Here is a 22,069-nt window from a genome sequence, read left to right as displayed (position 1 = left end):
GGTTAAATCCAAATGGAAACCCATACACAGTGTGACTGTGCCATCGAGATCAGCCAGCAGTTTGCTCGCTGGCAAGCCCGTCAGGGTGGTGGCGAGGTCTATCAGAGCTCCTTGATGAGCGCCCTGCTGGCAGGCGTCTATGAGGGCGAGACCACCATGGCCGATCTGCTGCGCCACGGCGACTTCGGCCTTGGCACCTTCAACCGGCTCGACGGCGAGCTGATTGCGTTCGAACGCCAGATCCATCAGCTCAAGGCCGATGGCTCGGCCCGTCCTGCCCAGGCCGGGCAGAAAACCCCGTTTGCGGTGATGACTCACTTTCGGCCCTGTCTGGAGCGCCGCTTCGATCACCCCCTCAGCCGCGACGAGATCCATCAGTGGATCGATCAGCTGGTGGGCACCGACAACGTCTTCGTCGCTTTTCGCCTCGATGGTCTGTTTGAGCAGGCCCAGGTACGCACAGTGCCCTGCCAGACCCCGCCCTACAAGCCCATGCTGGAGGCCATAGAGGCACAGCCGTTGTTCTCCTTCAGCCAGCGGCGCGGCACCCTGGTGGGCTTTCGCTGCCCGCCCTTCGTGCAGGGGATCAATGTGGCCGGCTATCACGAGCACTTCATCACCGAAGATCGCAAAGGCGGTGGTCACATCCTCGATTACGCCATGGGCCACGGCCAGTTGCAGTTGTCTGTGGTTCAGCATCTCAACATAGAGCTGCCGCGCAACCCTGCCTTTCAACAGGCTGACCTCAATCCCGCCGATCTGGACCGCGCCATCCGCGCTGCCGAAGGCTAAGCCCTTCGCTTACAAGGAGTTATTCTCATGGAAAATCAACACTGGGGCTGTGGGGCCGAGCTGGTCGTACGCCATCTGGAGGCGCAGGGCGTCAAGCAGGTATTCGGTATTCCGGGGGCCAAGATCGACCGGGTATTCGATGCCCTGGAAGATTCCCCCATCGACACCATAGTGGTGCGCCACGAGGCGAACGCCGCCTTCATGGCCGCCGCTGTGGGCCGTCTGACCGGCAAGGCCGGGGTGGCGCTGGTGACCTCGGGCCCGGGTTGCGCCAACCTGATCACCGGCCTCGCGACCGCCACCTCTGAAGGGGATGCCATGGTGGCGCTGGGGGGCGCCGTGCGACGTGCCGATGGCCTCAAGCTCACTCACCAGAGCCTGGACACCGTCAGCCTGTGCCGCCCCGTCACCAAGTTCAGCGCCCAGGTGGGCACCGGATCCGCCCTGTCCGAGGTGATGGCCAACGCCTTTCGGTCCGCCGAGCTGGGTCGCCCCGGCGCCGCCTTCGTCAGCCTGCCCATGGACATCATCAACGAGCCGACCGATGGCGCCATCCTGGTGCCCAGAGCCATACCCGAACCGGGCGCCGCCGATGAGGCAGGCATCGACAGGGCGCTGAGCCTGCTGGCACAGGCCCGCAAGCCGGTGGTGCTGCTCGGCCTGCTGGCCAGCCGGCCCGAGAATTCCCTCGCGGTGCGCGCTTTTCTCGACAAAAGCCGGTTGCCGGTGACGGGCACCTATCAGGCGGCCGGTGTGGTGGATACCCACCATTTCGATGACTTCGCCGGTCGGGTCGGGCTGTTCAACAACCAGCCGGGGGACAGGTTGCTGCAGGATGCGGATCTGGTGATCTGCATAGGTTACAGCCCCATCGAATATGACCCTGTGCTGTGGAATGGCACGGGTGAGCGGCAATTGCTGCACATCGATGCCCTGCCTGCGGAGATCGACAGCAGCTACTGCCCGGCGGTTGAGCTGGTGGGCTCCATCAGTGCCAATCTGTATTGCTTGACCAAGATGTTGCACAAGCCGCTGGCACGGGATCCCGCCATCGCGGCCCTGCTTGGGGAGATACGGGCCCAGCGTCACCAGCTGACCCAGCATGCCCAGCATCTGGGGGGCATGCCCATCCATCCGCTGCGCATCGTCAAGGAGCTGCAGGACATCATAGGGCAGGACATGACACTGTGCGTGGACATGGGCAGCTTCCACATCTGGATTGCCCGCTACCTCTACAGCTTCCGGGCGCGCCAGGTGCTTATCTCCAACGGTCAGCAGACCATGGGGGTGGCGCTGCCCTGGGCCATAGGTGCGGCCATGGTAAGGCCGGGTGAGAAGATCATCTCTGTCTCCGGCGATGGCAGCTTCATGCAGTCGAGCATGGAGCTGGAGACGGCGGTGCGGCTCAAATCCAACATAGTGCACATCATCTGGGTCGATAACGGCTACAACATGGTGGCGATGCAGGAGGAGAAAAAGTACCGTCGCAGCTCGGGGGTGAGCTTCGGGCCCATCAACTTCAAGGCCTATGCCGAGTCCTTCGGGGCGGCAGGGTTTGCGGTCACCAGTGCCGAAGACTTGCGGCCGATCCTGCGCGCCGCCATGGCGGTCGTTGGGCCTGCCGTGGTGGCCATACCGGTGGATTACAGTGACAACCACCTGCTGATGGAGCAGCTCAGGCCAGAGTTGTTGAGCTAGCGATTGAAGGGGGGCAGTCCGAGTGGTGTCCGCCAACAACAGAGCGCCCCTTGCCGGCTGGCAAGGGGCGCTCTGTCATGACGAGAGGGCATCCGCGATGGCAACAGGGGTCATGGCATGACAGAAGGGGGCATCACCATGGGGCCGGCTACCGCGAGGGCGGTGTCATCTCCGCGCAGCACCCGCACGATCTCGAGGGCAAATTCGATGGCGGAGCCTGGCCCCTGGCTGGTGATCAGGCGATGTGTCTCGTCCGTCACGACCCGCGCCGTGCTGAGCTGGCTGGTGGGCAGTTGGGCCTGCAAGCCCGGGTGGCAGGTCACGTTGGCATGCCCCAGCAGCTCATGATGTTGCAGTACCACCACGGGGGCGGCGCACATAGCCGCCCGCCAGCGGCCGAGCGCCGCCTGTTCCCTGAGCAGATCGATGGCGAGCGGCGTATCGCGGATGGCCTCGCTGCCGGGCAAACCGCCCGGCACGACGATGGCTTCGAAGTCACGGCTGGTCAGCTCGTCGATATGATAGTCAGCGACCAGCTGTACCCCGCGAGAGGCACGGATCTGGCGCAGACCCGCCGGACAGCAGGAGGCCAGCAGCACCTCGATGCGGGCGCGCACCAGGGTGTCGACGATGGCGACGGTTTCGATCTCTTCAGACCCCGGTGCTACCAATACCAATACTGTCATGCTGCACTCCTTGGTTACCCGCCATCTCGGCGGGCTCAGCTCTTCTCTTTGATGGCCTGATAGAGGCCCTGATTGACCGGCACCGCTATGCCGTGTTTGGCGGCGCAGGCCAGCAGGAAGCCGGTGATGGCCTCGATCTCTGTCTCGCGCCCCTGCTCCATATCCTGATGCATGGAGGAGTAGTTGTCGGCGGTCAACTCGACCACCGTCATGGCGCGGCGCAGCAGCTCATCGCTGCTGGTGGGCTGGCCTTCGGCCTGCATGACGTCGGCCACTTCCACGCAGATCTGTTGCAGGGCATCGGCGAAGCGAGGGCCGGCCAGCTCGCCATTTTTGAGCTTATAGAGCGCCGTCAGTGGATTGATAGCGCAGTTGATGGCGAGTTTTTGCCACTGGCGAACCAGGATCTGCTCATCCCAACCGGCCTGACCGAGGGCGGCGGCGAGATCCTCTGCCAGGGAGGCATGAGCCATGGCCGCTTCATTGACCGGGCCGAGCCAGGTCTCGCCCTTGCCGGTGTGGCGGAACACGAAGTGACCGCTCTGCATGGCGCCGTGGCTGGTGACGCCCGCAATGACAGGATTATGCGGAAACAGCTGCACCACCTGCTCGGCAATGCCCATGCCATTGTGCAGCAGCACTATGGGCACGCCCGCCGCCAGCTTGCCTGCCAAGGGGGTCAAGGCCGACACGACCTGACCTGCCTTGGTCATCACCAGCAGGCGCTTGATCTGACCGGGCTGGTCGACGAAGCCGCGCTCGATGGCGATCAGCTGGGTCTGGCCTTCCAGCGAGGTGAAATCAATCCCGGGGTGCAGGGTCGAACGGTGGCGATCGCGCAGCAAGACGCGGGTCGATTGGCCGCTTTGAGTCAGCAGGGAGGCGAAGACACCACCCAGGGCGCCGCAGCCCAGCAGTGACCATTGGGGGGAGGAGGGCAGTCGGCTTGTTTTAAGGTTGTAATCGCGTAATCCGCTTGGCATGGAGAGACTCAATCAAGGTAGGGTTGCATTCCGATCAACCATTTACCGGGGATAAGTGAAATGTCGCTTGGCGGACACTAACGGGTCTCGCCATTCCTGTGCGCAGGGGATTCTAGCAGAGCAACCCCATCGAAATCAGCAAATTTGCCGGTTTTCTGGTAGATTTGCGCCCTTATAGCGCAACATGAGGAGCCCTGACATGCCGTCATTCGATATTGTCTCTGAAGTCAAAATGAACGAGGTGTTGAACGCCGTCGATAACGCCAATCGTGAACTGGCGACCCGTTTCGATTTTCGTGGTGTTGAAGCCAGCTTCGAGCTGAACAAGGAAGAAGTAAAGCTGGAGGCCGATGCCGACTTCCAGCTCAAGCAGATGGTCGAGATCCTGCGCGCAGCCCTGCTCAAGCGCAACATCGAGAACAGCTCAATGGACGTGGGTGACAGCGTTCACTCAGGCAAGCGTTTCCACCTGAACGTCAAGTTCAAGCAGGGGATCGAGAAAGAGATCGCCAAGAAGCTGGTGAAGTTGATCAAGGATTCCAAGATCAAGGTGCAGGTCGCCATTCAGGGTGATGAAGTACGTGTCACCGGCAAGAAGCGTGACGATCTGCAGGAAGCCATGGCGCTGGTACGTGGTGCCGAGCTGGGTCAGCCGATGCAGTTCCAGAATTTCCGCGATTGATGACGGGCGGGGAGGGTTCGGCCCTCTCCCTTGTTCGATTGCACATAGTGCGATAGCAAAAGGCTCGATGACAAAGCCATAAAAAACCGGAGCAGCTGCTCCGGTTTTTTTGTGTCCACATTACCCGTTCGATTAGAACTTGTAGGTAACGGAGAAGTAGTGGCTGAAGCCAGAGCTCTTCCAGGCGGTACCGTCAAACGCGGTAGAGCCGTCTTTGGTGCCGTAGGCATCCATGAAGTACTTCAGGCCATAACCCACTGCGTAGCGGTCGGAGTGCCAGTAGATACCGTGGAAGGTCGCCATGTTGTCGCTGGTGCGGTCAGCACGGTTGTGGGTATCCAGGTCGAAGGCGTAATCCAGGTAACCCTGATAGGAAACGAAGCTGCCGTTGCTGAAGGTGTAGAAAGGCTTGAACCAGTTCATGGCGAACCAGTAACCGTTCCAGTCACCTTCTTCTTCGGTGAAGAACTGGTTTTCGGTAGCGTGGCGGGCATACAGGTTCATGCCAACTTTGCCGAACCAGGGAACCATGACATCAGCACCCAGACCGATCATGTTTTCCATCTGGTTGTCGCCGATGTTGTTCAGGGAGGCGATGTACACCTCTTGCACCGGGCCGAAGGAGAGATCTTTACCAGTCAGCGCATCCAGAGACATACGCGGCGCAAACTTCATGAACAGGTTCTGACCATTGTGCTTGTCGCTGTGACGGGAGTCGAAGATGTCGAACACATCAACGTAGCCGTACAGGTCAAACAGACCGGAGCGACCACCGAATTCCATTTCGAAATAGGTATCGTTGTAGCTATCTTGACCGGAGGTGAAGGGACGCTGGTCGATGGTGTGCATGACGTTGAACTGCATCCACTTGTAATCATTCTTGTGGATGTCACCGCTGTAGTCAGCAGCGAAGGCCGGAGTAGCGGCAGCAGCCAGCAGACCGGCAGCGATCAGAGTCTTGGTAAATTTGGCCATTTTATTGGTCTCTTGTGCGTTAGTTGAGGTTTTCCGTAGCCTGCCCACAAGGAGCGGGAGGGATTCTAGCCAAATAAATTCATCGGAGAAACAAGCACCGGGGAACTTTATTCGGAAGTGTGAATCTAATCACCCCCAATTTCACGCAAACGCTTGCTATTTGTCCGATTCCGAGAGCAAAGCCCTTCCTCGTCTGGCAACCATGACGATCAGGATCAACACCGGAATGCCAAGCAGGCTGGTGCCAATAAAGAAGGTGCTGTAGCCAAACTGTTCGACAAAGCGGCCGGAAAAACCTGCCAGCAGCTTGGGCATCAGCAGCATGACGGAGCTGAACAGGGCGTATTGGGTGGCGGAGAAGGCCACGTTGGTCAGGCTCGACAGATAGGTCACGAAGGCGGCAGTCGCTATGCCGGCGCTCAGGTTGTCGACCGAGATGATCAGGGTCAGCAGCTGCAGGTTGTGGCCCACTTCGTTGAGCAGGGCAAACAACAGGTTGGTGCTGGCGGTGAGCAGGGCGCCGAGGAACAGGATCCGCAAGGTACCAAAGCGCATCACCAGCACGCCCCCCAGGGCAGCACCCACCAGCGTCATGATGACGCCATACACCTTGGTAATGGTGGCCACTTCTGTCTTGCTGAACTGCATGTCCACGTAGAAGCTGTTGGACATCACGCCCATCACCACGTCCGAGATGCGATAGCAGGCGATGAGCCCGAGGATCAGCATGGCCGATCCACCGTAACGGCGGAAGAAATCGGCAAACGGACACCAGATGGCCTCATAGATCCAGGCACCGACTCCGGCCAGCGAGGTTGGCCAGCCATGGGAGAGCAGCAGCGCCTTGCGCGCCTCCTGCTGTTCGTCCTGACCGGCGAGATCGATATCCGGCTCATGGCAGATCAGTGTGGTGATGACGCCAAGAGACATGAGTCCCGCCATCAGCAGATAGGTGAGTCGCCAGCCGTTGTAGTCATAACCGGTGTTGCTGCCAAGCCAGGCTGCCAGCGCCAGTGCCCCCGCACCCGCCATGATCATCGCCAGTCGATAACCTGTCATATAGGAGGCGGCCATGGCCGCCTGTAGCCGCTCCGGCGCCGACTCGATGCGATAGGCGTCGATGACGATGTCCTGAGTGGCGGAGGCGAACGCCACCAACAGGGCGAACAGGGCCAGTTGGGCCAGCTGGGTCTTGGGATCGCAGAAGGCCATGCCCACCAGTGACGCGGCAATCAGTATCTGGGAGAGCAGCATCCAGCTGCGACGCCGCCCCAGCCAGCGGGAGAGCAGTGGCAGGGGCAGTCGATCGACCAGCGGTGACCACAGCCACTTGAAGCCATAAGCCAGTGCTACCCAGCTCATGTAACCTATGTCGGTCAGGCTGACATCGGCCTCGCGCAGCCAGAACGACAGGGTGCCAAACACCAGCAGCAGCGGCAGACCGGAAGAGAAGCCCATGGCAAACAGGATGAGGACCCGAGACTCAAGATAGACGGCGAGCGAGTCTCGCCAGCTCGGTGTGCGGACAGTGTTCAAATACCTGACTCCTCTGGGAAAATTGCGCCATTTTGTCAGGTTCGGGGGGGATAGCCAAGGCAAGCCGAGCAGGGCGGACCAGGATTCAGGGGCGGGAACCCATGCAGTGGCGGGGGCAGGGGCCTTCCATGGTCAGATAATTGGCACACGCCATCAGCTGCATGCGCAGCCAGACATCGGCGATGATCTGCTGCTCGTCCCACTGATGCAGGCTGTGCAGCAGGAACCAGAAGACCCCTTCCTGATCGGTGGCGGCTTGGGTGTTATAGGGATCGTGGGGCAAATCTTGCCAGTGGGAGAGGAGCTGCCAGCTCAAGTCTTCCAACTGCTGATAGGGGATTTCTCGTGCCAGAAAGTGACGAACCGCCTGAGCCAGCGGGACGGCGTGTTGGGTTAAATACTGGTGGTAGATCACCGGAACCTCCTTCTCTTCGGGTGGGCCCTGCCCCGGGGAAACGGGGCAGGGTCAGAGTATAGAAAGGGGCACCGGTGACCCGGGCAAAGACGCGGCGGAATGTGATCCGGCTCGTGTTATTTCTCCGCCAGCAACACCATCTTCTTCAGGATGATGGGGCTGGTGGGTACGTCGTTGGCGCGCAGAATGGAGCTGTAACCCGTCTGCACCTGGGCCAGCTTGTCCAGTACATCCATACCCTGCACGACCTGGCCGAATACGGTATAACCGGCGCCGGCATTGGCGTTGAGGTTATTGTTGTCGGTCAGGTTGAAGTAGAACTGGCGGGTGGCGCTGTCCACGGCCTGGGTACGGGCCATGGCGATGCTGCCGCGTTTGTTGGGCAGGCCGCCCTTGGATTCGTTGACCACGGGATCGAAGGTCGGCAGTTGCTGGAACTGCTGGTTGTAGCCGCCCCCCTGCACCACGAAATCCTGGATCACCCGGTGGAACAGGCTGCCGTCATAACTGCCGTCCGCTACGTAGCGCAGGAAGTTCTTCACCGTCTGCGGCGCCTGTTTGGATGCCAGCTCCACCACTATATTGCCGTGGTTGGTCTCCATCCTGACCTTGGGGCCGGCAAACGCCAGCGGGGCGATCAGCATGGCCAGTAACCAGAGTTTCTTCATTGTTTAGCTCTCCTTTCTCAGCTCGGCTGACCCTTGAGGTAACCACGCAGAGCGTCATCCGTCATGATCTGTTGCAGCAGGCTGCCCAATTGCTGGTTCAGGATGGATTCCAGTTCGGCCATGCTCGGCTCCCCCGGACCTTCCTTGCTGGAAGACATGTTGAACTGCTTGGTCAGCTTGCTGCCCTGGAAGTCGGCAATCACCTGCAGGCTGACGCGGGACTTGGTGACATAGGTGAAGGTTTTCTCTTCCACCGTGACGGCGGCGCTGGAGATGGCCAGGGTCAGGTTGGTGGTACCGCTGTTGCCAACGATCAGTCCCTGACTGCGCAGCCCTTCGGCCAGTTTCTCGGCCAGCAGGTTGTTGAGCGGCTGTTCGCTGTTGACCAGCACGGCTGCCTTCTCTTTCTTCTTGATGGAGAAGACGTAGGCGGCTTCACGCTTGTCGACCCCTTCCAGGGTGATGCGGTTGCCAGAGTAGTACTGCTGGTTGGAGGGGATGACCTGCGGGTTCAGCAGCGCGGTTTCCGGCCAGTGAGTGGCACAACCACCCAGCATCAGGGCGGCCAGCAGCAAGATTGACTTTTTCATCATGGGTTTCCTTTAACCTTATCTTTAGCGTTTGATGGCTTTCAAAATAACGAATTTGCTGTTCGACGCAACGACTTGTGCGTTGGCAAACAGGCGCTTGAGTTTGTTGTGATAATCCAGATGACGGTTGCCTACTATCCAGAGTTCGCCCCCCTGGGGCAACACCCGGTGGGCATCGGTGAACATCTGCCAGGCAATATGATCGGTAATAGCCTGCAGCTGGTGGAAGGGGGGATTGCAGAGGATCCTGTCCGCCGAACCGACAGCCACACCGTCGAGACAGTTATTGACCATGAAGCGGGCCCGCGGCAGGCCGTCTGGCAGATTGTGCTCGACGTTGAGTTGCGCCGAGGCCACTGCCATATAGGACTCGTCGATGAAGGTCACTTCCACCTCGGGATCCTTCGCCAGCAGTGCCAGCCCCAGCACACCGTTGCCGCAACCGAGATCGATCACCTTGCGCGCACTGTGGACAGGCAAATTGTCCAGCATGAAGCGGGCACCTATATCCAGGCTGGTACGCGAAAACACGTTGGCATGGTTGTGGATGAGCATGCCGGTGCCCTCCAGCGGCCAGACCGTCGGATAGGGGTTGGCCAGTTCCGGGTGTATCGCTTGCGGCTCACAATGGATCAGGCGCGCCTTCTTCCAGGCCAGCGAGGTGCGGGTCGGCCCCAGGTATTTTTCAAACAATGCCAGGGTCGAGCTGTGAATGTCCTTGGCCTTGCCGGCGGCAATGACGCGAGTAGCCGGTGTGACCACCGCACGCAATGCCAGCAGTTGCTGCTCCAGCAGCGCCTGATACTTGGATACCTTGATCACTACCAGTGCCGGAGCCAGGGGCAGTGGCGCGAGCGCATCCTGCAATCTGATGGCGTGAGGATCCAGTTCGTTCTCTGCGAGGTTGGCAAGGGTCGCCCGCTCGCTGATATAGGAGTCGCTGACACAGACAGGGGCGTGAGGATGCAGAAACGCCGCCAGTGCGCCGAAGCCGTCATTCATGATGATGACGGGGCCGGCTTGTTCGAGTGGCGTCTCGGCCAGGGTATTGATCAGATACTCGTCTGCCGCATCCCAGGCTTGCAACGGATCCTGGCTCTGGCGTGGGTAGCGATACAGGGTCAGACGACAATGAGCCGTGTCGAGAAGGGTTTGCATAAGCGAGAGTCCAACGTGATTCATAAAACAGGCGCCGACGGGGCGCAAAGTGGCGCTATTCTAGCGGGGGCGGAGAATTTCACCAGTCCGGCAGCTGTGTGGGCGGGGCAAATTTGCGGCCATTTTCCCACGCCGGGCAATTTCGTCATACCGCCAACTCTGGCTACAATGGCCGGACATCTATTTTGGGAGTGATGCTCGTGACCATGCAACAACAGATAGAGGCCAAGCTGGCCGCTGCCTTGTCCCCCACTCATCTTGAGGTCGTCAACGAAAGCTATATGCACAGGGTGGCACCGGGTTCCGAGAGCCACTTCAAGGTGGTGGTGGTGAGCCCGCATTTCGAAGGTCACCGGTTGCTGGCCCGCCATCGTCAGGTCAATGCCGTGCTGGCCGACGAGCTGGCTGGCGCCATTCATGCACTGGCGTTGCATACCTATACGGAGCAGGAGTGGTTGCAACGGGAGCAGGCACCAAAGACGCCGAGCTGTGTCAGCAAAAATGGGCTGACCTAACATTATTGACTAATCAGTTACTTAATCCGCGACCAGTTAACAATTAACAAACGTTTTTTGGGCTGCGTCTTGTGTCCGGAAGCAGGGCGCTATTCCCCTGCCCAGACATCAAAATTTCTAATCCATTTTTGAACATAAAAACTATTACCCATTTTGGGGTATTAATGGCTAACTCAACGCAGAGCCTGAGGTTTAGCGAAAAAAACGGCGCGATTAAATTTCGATGATTTTGTGATAGAGCGGGGATTTTCCCCATTTTGCATAGAAGCTGACTTGCCATAAGTGCTAAACTCAAGCGCTTTTGAATGACCCTGTATGTTGCTGATTTGTTTGTCGCTTCGACATTATCCTGCAACATGAACGGGCTCATTCAACAACTCGTCGTGATGTATTTCTCGGCGCTAACCAACCTGTCTTCCCTTAACGGTAGTGCAAGTGAGTATGATTACAATTAAAAGAGGACTGGACATCCCCGTGCTGGGTGCTCCGGAGCAAGTAATCTACGATGGCCCGGCCATCACCCGTGTTGCTACACTCGGCGAAGAGTTCGTGGGGATGCGTCCTACTATGCTTGTCAAAGTAGGTGATCGCGTCATTAAAGGTCAGGAGCTCTTCGAAGATAAGAAGAACCCTGGCGTTAAATTCACGGCCCCTGCCACCGGTGTGGTTTCAGAGATCAACCGGGGTGCCAAGCGCATTCTGCAATCCGTTGTCATCGATATCGATGGGTCCGACGAGCAGGTGACCTTTGAACACTTTGCGTCTGCCGAGCTGGCACAGCTCGCGCGCAGCAAGGTGCAGGAGATCCTGGTCGCATCAGGCCAATGGACTGCGTTGCGTACTCGCCCGTTCAGCAAGGTGCCGGCCGTGGAGTCTTCTCCCCGTGCCATTTTCGTCACCGCCATGGACACCAACCCGCTGGCTGCCAATGCCGAGCTCATCATCAAGGAACAGTCACAGGCTTTCCTCGATGGTCTGGCCGTATTGACGCGCCTGACCGATGGCGCCGTCTACGTCTGTAAAGGCGAGGCCAGCCTGCCGCACGCTTCTCTGGCGCAAGTCAAAGAAGAAGTGTTCGTCGGTCCGCATCCTGCCGGTCTGCCAGGTACCCATATCCATTTCCTGGATCCGGTCAGCACCAAGAAGGTGCAGTGGCATATCAACTATCAGGATGTCATCGCGTACGGCAAGTTGTTCACCACTGGCCAGATCTTCACCGACAAGGTGATCGCCCTGGCTGGCCCGAACGTACTCAAGCCACGCCTGCTGCGTACCCGTCTGGGTGCCTGCATCAGCCAGTTGACCAACAACGAGCTGCGCGCGGGTGAAAACCGCGTCATTTCCGGTTCCCTGCTCAGTGGTGCCAAGGCCGAAGGGGTTCATGACTACCTGGGTCGTTACCACAATCAGGTGAGCGTGCTGAGTGAAGGTCGTGAGAAAGAGTTTCTGGGATGGGTCAAACCCAGTGCCAGCAAATTCTCCATCACCCGTACGACGCTCTCTCATCTGATGAAGGGCAAGCTCATCAACTTCACTACCACCACCAACGGTAGTGATCGCTCCATGGTGCCTATCGGCAACTATGAGCGTGTGATGCCGCTCGACATCCTGCCGACCCTGCTGCTGCGAGATCTGGTCTCCGGCGATGCCGACAGTGCGCAAGCGCTCGGTTGCCTTGAGCTGGATGAGGAAGATTTGGCGCTGTGTACCTTCGTCTGCCCCGGCAAGACAGAGTACGGCCCGATCTTGCGTGAGTGCCTGACCAAGATAGAACTGGAAGGTTAAGCGATGAGTTTCAAGCAACTTCTTGAAAATATGGAACATCACTTCGAGCCGGGTGGCAAGTACGCCAAGTACTATGCCCTGTTCGAAGCGGCGTACACCCTGTTTTATACCCCCGGGTCCGTGACCCGCAACGCTGCCCACGTCCGTGATGCGATCGATCTGAAGCGCATGATGATCATGGTGTGGCTGGCCGTGTTCCCGGCCATGTTCTGGGGCATGTTCAACGTCGGCAACCAGTCCATCGCCGCCATCGCCCATCTGGGCAGCGCGGCCGGTGCCGATACCTGGCAATACACCATAGCGACTCTGCTGGGAGCCTCACTGGATCCAGCGGTTGCCGGTATCGGCAGCAAGATGCTGATCGGTGCGGCTCACTTCCTGCCCATCTACCTGACCGTGTTCCTGGTCGGTGGTTTCTGGGAAGTGCTGTTCGCCATGGTGCGCAAGCACGAGATCAACGAAGGCTTCTTCGTGACCTCCATCCTGTTCGCCCTGATAGTGCCGCCAGAGCTGCCCTTGTGGCAAGCCGCTCTGGGTATCACCTTCGGTGTGGTGATGGCCAAAGAGGTGTTCGGTGGTACCGGCAAGAACTTCCTGAACCCGGCCCTGGCGGGTCGTGCGTTCCTGTTCTTCGCCTACCCGGGCCAGATCTCCGGTGATGCCGTCTGGGTTGCCGTTGATGGCTATTCGGGCGCGACTGCGCTGAGCCAATGGGCCCAGGGCGGCCAGATGGCGCTGATCAACGGTACAACCGGCCAGGCCATCAGCTGGATGGACGCTTTCCTTGGCAACCTGCCGGGTTCCATCGGTGAAGTCTCTACCCTGATGATCCTCATCGGTGCTGCCATGATCGTCTACATGCGGATCGCCTCCTGGCGCATCATCGCAGGCGTGATGATCGGTATGGTCGCCACCTCCCTGCTGTTCAACGTCATAGGTTCCGATACCAACCCCATGTTCAGCATGCCGTGGCACTGGCATCTGGTGCTGGGCGGCTTTGCCTTCGGTATGGCATTCATGGCGACCGATCCGGTCTCCGCCGCCTTTACCAACAAGGGCAAGTGGTGGTATGGCGCCCTGATCGGCGTCATGGTAGTGCTGATCCGGGTGGTGAACCCCGCTTTCCCGGAAGGCATGATGTTGGCCATTCTGTTTGCCAACCTGTTTGCCCCCTTGTTTGACCATTTCGTGGCGCAGGCGAACATCAAGCGGAGGATCGCTCGTGGCGTTTAATAAAGACTCTACCGTCGGCACCCTTACCGTCGTGGCTGGTCTGTGTCTGGTGTGTTCCATCGTGGTCTCAGTGGCTGCTGTGGGGCTGCGTCCGGCTCAGCTGGAAAACAAGGCGCTGGACAAGCAAAGCAATATCCTGTCCGTTGCCGGTGTCGATATCAGCAGTGTGGCCAAGCGTGACCTGGCCCAACTGTACGGTGACAAGATTGAAGCGCGTCTGGTTGACCTGACTACCGGTGAATTCGTTGACGGCGATGCCGACAACTTCGACACCAAGCTGGCAGCGAAAGACCCGGCAAAAAGCATTCGTCTGGCACCTGCCGATGACAAGGCTGGTTTGCGTCAAATCTCCAGGCTGATCCCTGTGTTCTTCGCCAAGGATGCGCAAGGCAAGGTCGACAACATCATTCTGCCAATTTATGGCCAGGGGCTGTGGTCCACCATGTATGCCTTCGTTGCCGTGGCGGCAGATGGCGAGACCATCAAGGGCATCACCTACTATGACCATGGTGAAACCCCGGGTCTGGGCGGCGAGATTGGAAACCCGGTCTGGCAAGGTCTGTTCAAGGACAAGAAGTTGTTCGATCAGGACGGCATGCCAGCCTTGCGAGTCATCAAGGGCCACGCCCCTGAAGGTTCCAAGCATGAGATCGATGGCCTGTCTGGCGCGACTCTGACCGGTAACGGTGTACAGCACACGTTCGACTTCTGGATGGGACCCAAGGGCTTTGGTCCTTTCCTGGCCAAGATTCGTGCAGGAGAAATCAACAATGGCTGACAAGAGCGAAATGAAGAAGTTGCTGTTGACGCCTGTGCTCGGCAACAACCCCATCGCCTTGCAGGTGCTGGGTGTCTGTTCCGCGCTGGCCGTTACCAGCCAGATGAAGACGGCATTCGTGATGACGCTGGCCGTTATCTCGGTCACTGCCTTCTCCAACCTGTTCATCTCCCTGATCCGCAACCAGATCCCGAACAGTGTGCGGATCATCGCCCAGATGGCGATCATAGCGTCACTGGTTATCGTGGTTGACCAGGTGCTCAAGGCTTATGCCTATGAGATCTCCAAGCAACTGTCGGTATTCGTGGGCCTCATCATCACCAACTGTATCGTGATGGGTCGTGCCGAAGCCTATGCCATGAAGAGCGCTCCGTTGCCCTCCTTCCTGGATGGCATCGGTAACGGTCTGGGTTACGGCGCCGTGCTGCTGACCGTGGCCACAGTGCGTGAGATCCTGGGTTCCGGCACCTGGTTCGGTATCGAGCTGCTGCCGCTGGTGAACAATGGTGGCTGGTATGTGCCTAACGGTCTGCTGCTGCTGCCGCCGAGTGCGTTCTTCATCATTGGTCTGATCATTTGGGGCGTTCGCACCAAGGATCCCAAGCAGGTGGAGGCGAAGGATTAAGGTATGGAACACTATCTGAGTCTGTTGATTCGTTCGATTTTCATCGAAAACCTGGCCCTCTCTTTCTTCCTGGGGATGTGTACCTTCCTGGCAGTGTCCAAGAAGGTCAAGACCGCCATGGGTCTGGGGATTGCCGTTATCGTGGTTCAGACCGTTGCCGTTCCGGCCAACAACCTGATCTACAACTACGTCCTCAAGGATGGTGCCCTGGTCTCCGGCCTGGATCTCAGCTTCCTGAGCTTCATCACCTTTATCGGTGTGATTGCAGCCCTGGTGCAGATCCTGGAGATGGCGCTGGACAAGTACTTCCCTGCGCTCTACAACGCGCTCGGTATCTTCCTGCCGCTCATTACCGTGAACTGCGCCATCTTCGGTGGCGTCTCCTTCATGGTGCAGCGTGACTACAACTTTGTGGAGTCTGTGGTCTATGGCGTGGGGTCGGGTGCCGGCTGGATGCTTGCCATCGTGGCGATGGCGGGGATCCGCGAGAAGATGAAGTACTCCGACGTGCCGCAAGGTCTGCGTGGACTGGGCATCACCTTCATCACCGCGGGACTCATGGCGCTGGGCTTTATGTCCTTCTCTGGTATTTCCCTGTAATCGGAAAAGGAATAATAGATGGAAATTATTCTGGGTGTGGTCATGTTCACCGTGATCCTGCTGGCTTTGGTGGCAGTTATTCTGTTCGCCAAGTCCAAGCTGGTGACCGCAGGTGACGTGACAATCAGCATCAACGGCGACCCGGCCAAGGCTGTCACCAGCCCGGCGGGTGGCAAGCTGCTCGGCGTGCTGGCCGGCAGCGGCATCTTCGTCTCCTCCGCCTGTGGCGGCGGTGGCTCCTGTGGTCAGTGCAAGGTGCGGGTGAAAGCTGGCGGCGGTGATATTCTGCCGACCGAGCTGGATCACATCAGCAAGGGTGAAGCCCGTCATGGGGAGCGTCTGGCCTGTCAGGTCACAGTGCGTTCCGACATGGATATCGAGCTGCCTGAAGAGATCTTCGGGGTGAAGAAGTGGGACTGTACTGTTATCTCCAACGATAACAAGGCCACCTTCATCAAGGAGCTCAAGCTGCAGATCCCGGATGGCGAGAGCGTGCCGTTCCGCGCCGGTGGTTATATCCAGATCGAAGCCCCTGCTCACCACGTGCAGTACAAGAACTTCGATATTCCCGAGGAGTATCGCGGGGATTGGGATCGCTTCAAGATCTTCGAACTGGAGTCCAAGGTCAACGAGCCGATCATTCGTGCTTATTCCATGGCCAACTATCCGGAAGAGTTCGGCATCATAATGCTGAACGTGCGGATCGCGACCCCGCCGCCCAGCAACTGGACTGCGCCTCCCGGCCAGATGTCCTCCTATATCTTCAGCCTCAAGGCTGGCGACAAGGTGACCATCTCGGGTCCGTTCGGTGAGTTCTTCGCCAAAGACACCAATGCCGAAATGGTGTTCGTCGGTGGTGGTGCGGGTATGGCGCCGATGCGCTCCCATATCTTCGACCAGCTGCGTCGCCTGAAGACCCAACGCAAGATGAGCTTCTGGTACGGTGCCCGTTCCAAGCGCGAGATGTTCTATGTCGAAGACTTCGACATGCTGGCGGCCGAGAATGACAACTTCCAGTGGCACGTCGCCCTGTCTGATCCGCAACCGGAAGACAACTGGGATGGCTACACCGGCTTCATCCACAACGTCTTGTTCGAGAACTATCTCAAGAACCACGAGGCGCCGGAAGATTGCGAGTTCTACATGTGTGGACCTCCCGTCATGAATGCTGCCGTCATCAACATGCTGAAGAACCTCGGTGTTGAAGACGAAAACATCCTGCTGGATGACTTTGGTGGTTAATCAATGCACAGTGTTGTAAAGACCTGGCTAGCCTTAGGGCTAGCCTTTTTCTTGACTGGGTGCGGTCAGGAAACGGTCCAATCCAAGCCGGAGATCCACATCACCGGCAGCACCATGGGTACCTATTATTCCATCAAGGTCGCGGATGAGATCATCCAGGATCCGGCCAAGTTTCAGGCTGAAGTAGACATTCTGCTGGAGCGGGTCAACGACCAGATGTCGACCTATCGTCCCGATTCCGAGTTGTCCCGTTTCAACCAGCACAGAAGCTCGACCCCTGTGGTGGTCTCTCGCGATACCGCCCGGGTGGTGACTGAATCCCTGCATCTAGGCCGTGAGAGCCGGGGGGCGCTTGACGTTACCGTCGGCCCTCTGGTCAATCTGTGGGGCTTCGGGCCGGATGCGCGTCCGACCAGGATCCCGTCAGAGGAGCTGATCACCCAGACCCGTCAGAAGACTGGTCTGGGCAATTTGCATGTGATCACCTCCGCCGATGCAGATACGTTGCAAAAAGATATTCCGGACCTCTATGTGGATCTCTCTGCCATTGCCAAGGGCTTCGGGGTGGACAAGGTGGCCGAGTATCTGGAGTCCATGGGGTCTCGCAACTATCTGGTGGAGATCGGTGGCGAGCTGCGGATCAATGGCGTCAACGGCAAGGGGCACCCCTGGCGTGTGGCCATCGAGAAGCCGACCGCCAATGCCGGCTCTGTACAGGAAGTGATAGTGCCGGGGGACAACGGGGTTGCCACTTCAGGCGAGTACCGCAATTACTACGAAATGGATGGCCAGCGTTTCTCCCACACTATCGATCCCATGACGGGCAAACCCATCCAGCATCGCATGGTGTCGGTGACCGTCATTCACCCTTCCTGCATGACCGCAGACGGGTTGGCGACCGTGTTCATGGTGCTCGGGCCCGAGAAGAGCCTGGCGTATGCCAAAGAGCGCGGACTGGCGATCTTCGTGATCACCAAGACGGCCGATGGTTTTGACGAAGCCTATTCAGATGCGTTCAAACAGTACCTGGTTAGAAAGTAAGGGGCACCAGCATGCAGATTTTTCTGATCACCTTCGGGGTGTTTCTGGTCGTTGTGGTGGCCATGGCCATAGGTTACATCTTCCAGAAGAAGACCATTTCCGGCTCCTGTGGCGGACTGGGCACTATAGGTATCGAAAAGGAGTGCGATTGCCCGGAACCCTGTGACAACCGCAAGAAGAAGATGGCCAAGGAAGAGGCCCGTCGCAAGATGCTGACCGATAACCGGATCATCTGAGCGGACCAGGGTTTTCGAGTTGTACTCGGGCCAAGGCTGAATGGCAGGCGGGCTGACCTTGGGGTCAGCCCGCCTTTTCTTTGGCGGGAGGGGGATTCAGTAGTCGTATTGATGACAGGCTTTCTTTTTGAACTCGGCCTTCCAGCGCGCCAGTTCCTCCCGTGTTCCCAGCTCATCCCCTTGCTTGATGGCTTTCTCCAGTGTCTCGATGCGATCATGCAGCCAGCTGCATTCGGCGGTCGGATGGTCCTTGGTACCGCCAAGCAGCGGCAGCAGACAGAGTCCCAGTCCTACTCCCAGCCAGAGTGCTCTCATTCCTTTCCTCCTTGTCATTTTTTGTGAGTGGTGTCTTAAGAGTCTATGCCTGTTCGTTGTTTCATGCCGATGGCAGAAACGGGTGCGCTGGGTTAGCATGGGTGAGTTAACTGTTTATCCGTACAGTGGTATGCGCAAAATCATTCACATCGACATGGACTGCTTTTATGCGGCGGTAGAGATGCGGGACAACCCGGCTCTGCGGGACGTACCCTTGGCGATAGGGGGCTCCTCCGATCGGCGGGGGGTCATCTCGACCTGCAACTATGTGGCACGCCGTTTCGGGGTGCGCTCCGCCATGCCGAGTGGCCTGGCCAAGAAACTCTGCCCGCCGCTCGTACTCATACCGGGACGAATGGCGGTCTACAAGGAGACCTCCCGTCAGCTGCGCGCCATCTTCTTGCGTTACACCGAGCTGGTGGAGCCGCTTTCGCTGGACGAAGCCTACCTCGATGTCACCGACAGTAATTGCTGTGGTGGCAGTGCCACCCTGATGGCGGCCGAGATCCGCCAGGCCATAGTGACCGAACTGGGGTTGACCGCTTCGGCCGGGGTGGCACCGAACAAGTTTCTGGCCAAACTCGCGTCGGAGCAGCGCAAACCCGACGGCCTGTTCGTGATCCGGCCAGAGGAGGTGGATGAGTTCGTGCGCCAGCTGCCGTTGGCCAAGTTGCCGGGGATTGGGCACAAGACGGCCGAGCGGCTGGAGTCCCAGGGACTCTATTCGTGCGAGGATGCGAGAGTGCTCAGCAGTGATGAGCTGATCGCCCGGTTTGGCAAGTTGGGGGAGATGCTGACTGGCCGGATCTGGGGCCGAGATGATCAGCCGGTGCAGGCGCAGCGGATCCGTAAAACCATTGGTGTGGAGACAACGCTGGCCAGCGACGTGTTGGATGAGGCCGCCTGCTGGCAGGTACTGAGCCAGCTTATTCCCGAGCTGGAGCGTCGTTTTGCCGCTGGCTATGCCAGGGAGCAGTTGATGGGGCAGGGGATCAAGCTCAAGTTCGCCGATTTTCAGCAGACCACTGTCTATCGCCGTGGCGGCTATCAGCCCGAGCTGTTTCACGATCTGCTCCATGAAGGGCTGCTGCGGGCGCAGGGTAAACCCATTCGATTGCTCGGGCTGGTTGTGGGCTTGCCTCGTGACGGGGAAGTTAACCAGCTGAGCCTGGATTTTGCTTGATTAGGTTAAGTTTTTGTATCCAAAACCGATACACTGATCACATCTGTATGAGCTAGGAATGGTGGCATGAGTTCTCTTTCTGTTCAGGGGCGGATCACCCTGATCGCCGGTTGTTGTTTATTGGCCAGTGCTGGTGCCCTGGTTGCCTCTTCTCTTTATAGCGCCGCCCGGATGCAGGATCAGGTGCTGACCTCCACCACTGAGGAGGCGCAACGCTCGGCCGAAAACTGGATGAAGGCGATGGGATCCGAGCAGGCGGCCAAGGTCACCAGCTATCTGGATGAGGCCTATTTCCGTACCACTCTGCTGGCTCAGAGCATATTGTTCCAGCGCAAGAATGCGGCCGACAACTTTGGCTCTTCCGAGGCGCTGCGTGGTGCCGTCAATCAGCAACTGCAAGATGCGGCGGCAGCTTCCGCCAACCTGCTTGGTGTCTATGCGGTGTTCGAGCCCGATCAGCTGGATGGGGAAGACCGCAACTACCACGGTTCCAGCGAGCTGGGTGCCAATGACAAGGGGCGCTTCTCCACTTACTGGGCCCGGGTCGACGGCAAGATTGAACCTGAGGTGCAAGACGAATCCGTGCTGGCGGACGAGAGCCCCACGGCAGCAGGTGGCGTGGAGAACGACTGGTATCGTTGCAGTATTCGCAGCAAGGCGCTCTGCCTGCTCGAGCCCTACCTCGATGATGTAGGGTCGCAGAAGGTGCTGATGACCTCGGTGACAGTCCCTCTGCTGGAGCAGGAGACCCTGCTTGGCATGGTCGGGGTCGATATCTCGCTGGCGACCCTGCAAAGTCTGGTCAAGGAGATGGATCAGGCGCTGTACGACGGACAGGGCAAGGTATTGCTGGTCAGTCACGAAGGGCGAGCCGCCGGGGTAGATGGGTTTGACGTCACCCTGGGCAGCCCGTTGGGGCAGCAATATCAGGCACTGGCTGGCGATCTGAAAGGCTGGATCGGCCAGGGGCAGACAATGACACGCTGGAGTCCTGACGGGACTCTGCTGCAAACTTTCGTGCCGGTCAGCATGCGCGGCACCGAGCACAAGTGGGGCATCTATATCGAGCTTCCCCGCACCGTTGTGCTGGCCTCGGCCCGCCAGCTGCAAGACGAACTCTCCAACCAGGCCAATGGCAGCGTGGTCACCCAACTGGTGATTGGCGGCGTGATTTCGGTAGTTGCCTTGCTCTGCATCTGGTTGATGGCTCGTCAGATCGTTGCCCCCATTCGCGCCGTGGTGGCTCGCCTCAAGGACATAGCCACGGGGGAGGGAGACCTGACCCAGCGGATTGACCTGCATCGCGATGACGAGATTGGCGAGTTGGCCAAGTGGTTCAACAGCTTCCTCAACAAGTTGCAATCCACCATCAGTCAGGTGATCGATACCGTTGCGGGCACCCGCGCCAGTGCGGAGCAGGCGGCTCAGGTTGCCGAGCGCACCAGTGCCGGCATGCAGGCCCAGTACCAGGAGGTGGATCTGGTGGCGACTGCATTCGAGGAACTCAGTGCCACTGCCTTGCAGGTGGCGGGCAACGCCAACTCGGCGGTGGCGGCGGCCAACCAGGCAGATACCTCGGCGCAGGAGGGCAAGTATGTGGTGGCCGATACCCAGGAGGCCATGCGCAAGTTGATGGTGGTGATCAGCGATGCCAAACCTGTGGTGGAGCGACTCGCCGCCAACAGCGACAACATCAACGACATACTGGTGGTGATCCAGGGGATCGCCGAGCAGACCAACCTGCTGGCGCTGAACGCCGCCATCGAGGCGGCGCGGGCCGGTGAACAGGGCCGTGGCTTCGCCGTGGTGGCTGACGAGGTGCGCAATCTGGCGGGGCGTACCCAGAATGCCATCGTCGAGATCCAGACTCTAATAGGGCAGCTTCAGTCCGGTACCGAGGCCGTGGTCAAGGCGATCATGACGGGTCACAGCCAAGCGGATGTGACGCTGACAAAAGTGGATCTGTCGGTCAGCGTACTGGAGCAGATCATCCATGCGGTGGCGACCATTCATCAGATGAACGAGCAGATTGCCAGGGCGGCGCAGGAGCAAAGCGGGGTGGCGGACGAGATCAATCGCAACGTCAGCAACATTCGTGATGTGAGCCATACCATACGGGCCGAAGCGGCGACTTCCGCCGAAAATGGGCGCGAGTTGTCGGCGCTGGCGGACAAACAGCAGCAGCTGGTGGGGCAGTTCAAGGTATAGGATAAGAAAAAAGGCGCCATCCAACCGGAGGCGCCAAACACATTCAGATGACAGACTGGGTTAAATCGGTCCGATTTAAGCCCCTCTTCCCGCAGAGGAAGAAACACAACACCACAATCGCAGAC

General features: G+C 58.8%; 24 protein-coding genes. 14 read left to right on the top strand and 10 right to left on the bottom strand.

Features of this window, described 5'->3' with window-relative positions; all coding sequences use genetic code 11:
* Positions 1-12: 12 nt before the first annotated feature.
* Together budA and alsS are read left to right on the top strand one after the other, a co-directional pair.
* Complete coding sequence (gene budA / locus GWQ27_RS00820) at positions 13-792, top strand: acetolactate decarboxylase (RefSeq protein ID WP_005311953.1); 780 nt, start codon at positions 13-15, stop codon at positions 790-792.
* Between the two features lie 27 nt (positions 793-819).
* A complete protein-coding gene (alsS, locus tag GWQ27_RS00815; RefSeq protein ID WP_275906435.1) occupies positions 820-2,490 on the top strand; it encodes an acetolactate synthase AlsS in 1,671 nt (556 codons plus the stop codon).
* A gap of 110 nt (positions 2,491-2,600) precedes the next feature.
* On the opposite strand, the gene GWQ27_RS00810 is transcribed toward alsS, so the two are convergent.
* Together GWQ27_RS00810 and GWQ27_RS00805 are read right to left on the bottom strand one after the other, a co-directional pair.
* The gene (locus tag GWQ27_RS00810) at positions 2,601-3,176 is read right to left on the bottom strand and encodes a DJ-1 family glyoxalase III (RefSeq protein WP_275906434.1); all 576 of its coding nucleotides are present in this window, start codon (positions 3,174-3,176) and stop codon (positions 2,601-2,603) included.
* A gap of 35 nt (positions 3,177-3,211) precedes the next feature.
* Entirely contained in the window at positions 3,212-4,159 is a 948-nt protein-coding gene (locus GWQ27_RS00805) for a 2-dehydropantoate 2-reductase (protein ID WP_275906433.1), read from the bottom strand.
* A gap of 199 nt (positions 4,160-4,358) precedes the next feature.
* On the opposite strand from GWQ27_RS00805, the gene GWQ27_RS00800 reads away from it, so the two are divergent.
* A complete protein-coding gene (locus tag GWQ27_RS00800; RefSeq protein WP_005311958.1) occupies positions 4,359-4,841 on the top strand; it encodes a YajQ family cyclic di-GMP-binding protein in 483 nt (160 codons plus the stop codon).
* A 132-nt stretch (positions 4,842-4,973) separates the two neighbouring features.
* Here GWQ27_RS00800 and GWQ27_RS00795 read toward each other — a convergent pair whose 3' ends face one another.
* The 6 genes from GWQ27_RS00795 to GWQ27_RS00770 all read right to left on the bottom strand — a co-directional run bounded on the left by GWQ27_RS00795 (position 4,974) and on the right by GWQ27_RS00770 (position 10,183).
* On the bottom strand, positions 4,974-5,816 hold the full coding sequence (locus GWQ27_RS00795; protein WP_021139380.1) for an outer membrane protein OmpK: 843 nt from the start codon (positions 5,814-5,816) through the stop codon (positions 4,974-4,976).
* A 156-nt stretch (positions 5,817-5,972) separates the two neighbouring features.
* Entirely contained in the window at positions 5,973-7,352 is a 1,380-nt protein-coding gene (locus GWQ27_RS00790; RefSeq protein WP_275906432.1) for an MFS transporter, read from the bottom strand.
* An 85-nt stretch (positions 7,353-7,437) separates the two neighbouring features.
* The gene (locus tag GWQ27_RS00785; protein ID WP_159165757.1) at positions 7,438-7,767 is read right to left on the bottom strand and encodes a hypothetical protein; all 330 of its coding nucleotides are present in this window, start codon (positions 7,765-7,767) and stop codon (positions 7,438-7,440) included.
* 116 nt (positions 7,768-7,883) lie between these two features.
* Positions 7,884-8,435, bottom strand: coding sequence for a peptidylprolyl isomerase (locus GWQ27_RS00780; protein WP_159165758.1), 552 nt, complete (start codon positions 8,433-8,435; stop codon positions 7,884-7,886).
* Between the two features lie 17 nt (positions 8,436-8,452).
* Positions 8,453-9,025, bottom strand: coding sequence for a YajG family lipoprotein (locus tag GWQ27_RS00775; RefSeq protein WP_159165759.1), 573 nt, complete (start codon positions 9,023-9,025; stop codon positions 8,453-8,455).
* Between the two features lie 24 nt (positions 9,026-9,049).
* A complete protein-coding gene (locus GWQ27_RS00770; protein ID WP_275906431.1) occupies positions 9,050-10,183 on the bottom strand; it encodes a methyltransferase in 1,134 nt (377 codons plus the stop codon).
* A gap of 194 nt (positions 10,184-10,377) precedes the next feature.
* Between GWQ27_RS00770 and GWQ27_RS00765 the strand changes: the two genes are divergently transcribed.
* Positions 10,378-10,698 carry a BolA/IbaG family iron-sulfur metabolism protein gene (locus GWQ27_RS00765; RefSeq protein WP_059112151.1) on the top strand — a complete coding sequence of 107 codons (321 nt, stop codon included), beginning with the start codon at positions 10,378-10,380 and terminating at the stop codon, positions 10,696-10,698.
* Positions 10,699-10,741: 43 nt separating this feature from the next.
* Here GWQ27_RS00765 and GWQ27_RS00760 read toward each other — a convergent pair whose 3' ends face one another.
* Positions 10,742-11,056 (bottom strand): hypothetical protein, encoded by a 315-nt coding sequence (locus GWQ27_RS00760; protein WP_059112150.1) that lies wholly within the window; start codon positions 11,054-11,056, stop codon positions 10,742-10,744.
* 83 nt (positions 11,057-11,139) lie between these two features.
* On the opposite strand from GWQ27_RS00760, the gene GWQ27_RS00755 reads away from it, so the two are divergent.
* The 8 genes from GWQ27_RS00755 to nqrM are packed head-to-tail and all read left to right on the top strand — an operon-like array spanning position 11,140 to position 18,238.
* A complete protein-coding gene (locus GWQ27_RS00755; protein ID WP_219598513.1) occupies positions 11,140-12,483 on the top strand; it encodes a Na(+)-translocating NADH-quinone reductase subunit A in 1,344 nt (447 codons plus the stop codon).
* A 3-nt stretch (positions 12,484-12,486) separates the two neighbouring features.
* Positions 12,487-13,716 carry an NADH:ubiquinone reductase (Na(+)-transporting) subunit B gene (locus GWQ27_RS00750; RefSeq protein WP_021139371.1) on the top strand — a complete coding sequence of 410 codons (1,230 nt, stop codon included), beginning with the start codon at positions 12,487-12,489 and terminating at the stop codon, positions 13,714-13,716.
* A complete protein-coding gene (locus tag GWQ27_RS00745) occupies positions 13,706-14,494 on the top strand; it encodes a Na(+)-translocating NADH-quinone reductase subunit C (protein ID WP_021139370.1) in 789 nt (262 codons plus the stop codon). Before GWQ27_RS00750 ends, GWQ27_RS00745 begins: the two co-directional genes overlap by 11 nt.
* Positions 14,487-15,119 carry an NADH:ubiquinone reductase (Na(+)-transporting) subunit D gene (locus GWQ27_RS00740; RefSeq protein WP_021139369.1) on the top strand — a complete coding sequence of 211 codons (633 nt, stop codon included), beginning with the start codon at positions 14,487-14,489 and terminating at the stop codon, positions 15,117-15,119. The genes GWQ27_RS00745 and GWQ27_RS00740 overlap by 8 nt, the downstream gene beginning before the upstream one ends.
* 3 nt (positions 15,120-15,122) lie before the next feature.
* Positions 15,123-15,719, top strand: coding sequence for an NADH:ubiquinone reductase (Na(+)-transporting) subunit E (gene nqrE, locus GWQ27_RS00735; protein ID WP_021139368.1), 597 nt, complete (start codon positions 15,123-15,125; stop codon positions 15,717-15,719).
* Positions 15,720-15,737: 18 nt separating this feature from the next.
* Positions 15,738-16,961 (top strand): NADH:ubiquinone reductase (Na(+)-transporting) subunit F, encoded by a 1,224-nt coding sequence (gene nqrF / locus GWQ27_RS00730; RefSeq protein ID WP_059112146.1) that lies wholly within the window; start codon positions 15,738-15,740, stop codon positions 16,959-16,961.
* 3 nt (positions 16,962-16,964) lie between these two features.
* Entirely contained in the window at positions 16,965-18,002 is a 1,038-nt protein-coding gene (locus tag GWQ27_RS00725; RefSeq protein ID WP_021139367.1) for an FAD:protein FMN transferase ApbE, read from the top strand.
* An 11-nt stretch (positions 18,003-18,013) separates the two neighbouring features.
* Positions 18,014-18,238 carry a (Na+)-NQR maturation NqrM gene (nqrM, locus tag GWQ27_RS00720; protein ID WP_005311992.1) on the top strand — a complete coding sequence of 75 codons (225 nt, stop codon included), beginning with the start codon at positions 18,014-18,016 and terminating at the stop codon, positions 18,236-18,238.
* Positions 18,239-18,334: 96 nt separating this feature from the next.
* Here nqrM and GWQ27_RS00715 read toward each other — a convergent pair whose 3' ends face one another.
* A complete protein-coding gene (locus GWQ27_RS00715) occupies positions 18,335-18,553 on the bottom strand; it encodes a hypothetical protein (protein WP_021139366.1) in 219 nt (72 codons plus the stop codon).
* A 130-nt stretch (positions 18,554-18,683) separates the two neighbouring features.
* Here GWQ27_RS00715 and dinB point away from each other — a divergent pair, with 130 nt between their 5' ends.
* Positions 18,684-19,736: a DNA polymerase IV gene (gene dinB / locus GWQ27_RS00710; protein WP_275906430.1), complete on the top strand. Its 1,053-nt coding sequence runs from the start codon at positions 18,684-18,686 to the stop codon at positions 19,734-19,736.
* 66 nt (positions 19,737-19,802) lie between these two features.
* Complete coding sequence (locus GWQ27_RS00705) at positions 19,803-21,944, top strand: methyl-accepting chemotaxis protein (protein ID WP_275906429.1); 2,142 nt, start codon at positions 19,803-19,805, stop codon at positions 21,942-21,944.
* Positions 21,945-22,069 lie beyond the last annotated feature (125 nt).

The sequence above is a fragment of the Aeromonas sp. 5HA1 genome (assembly GCF_029237245.1).
GTDB lineage: Bacteria > Pseudomonadota > Gammaproteobacteria > Enterobacterales > Aeromonadaceae > Aeromonas > Aeromonas salmonicida.
This window is presented reverse-complemented; position numbering and strand designations above follow the sequence as displayed.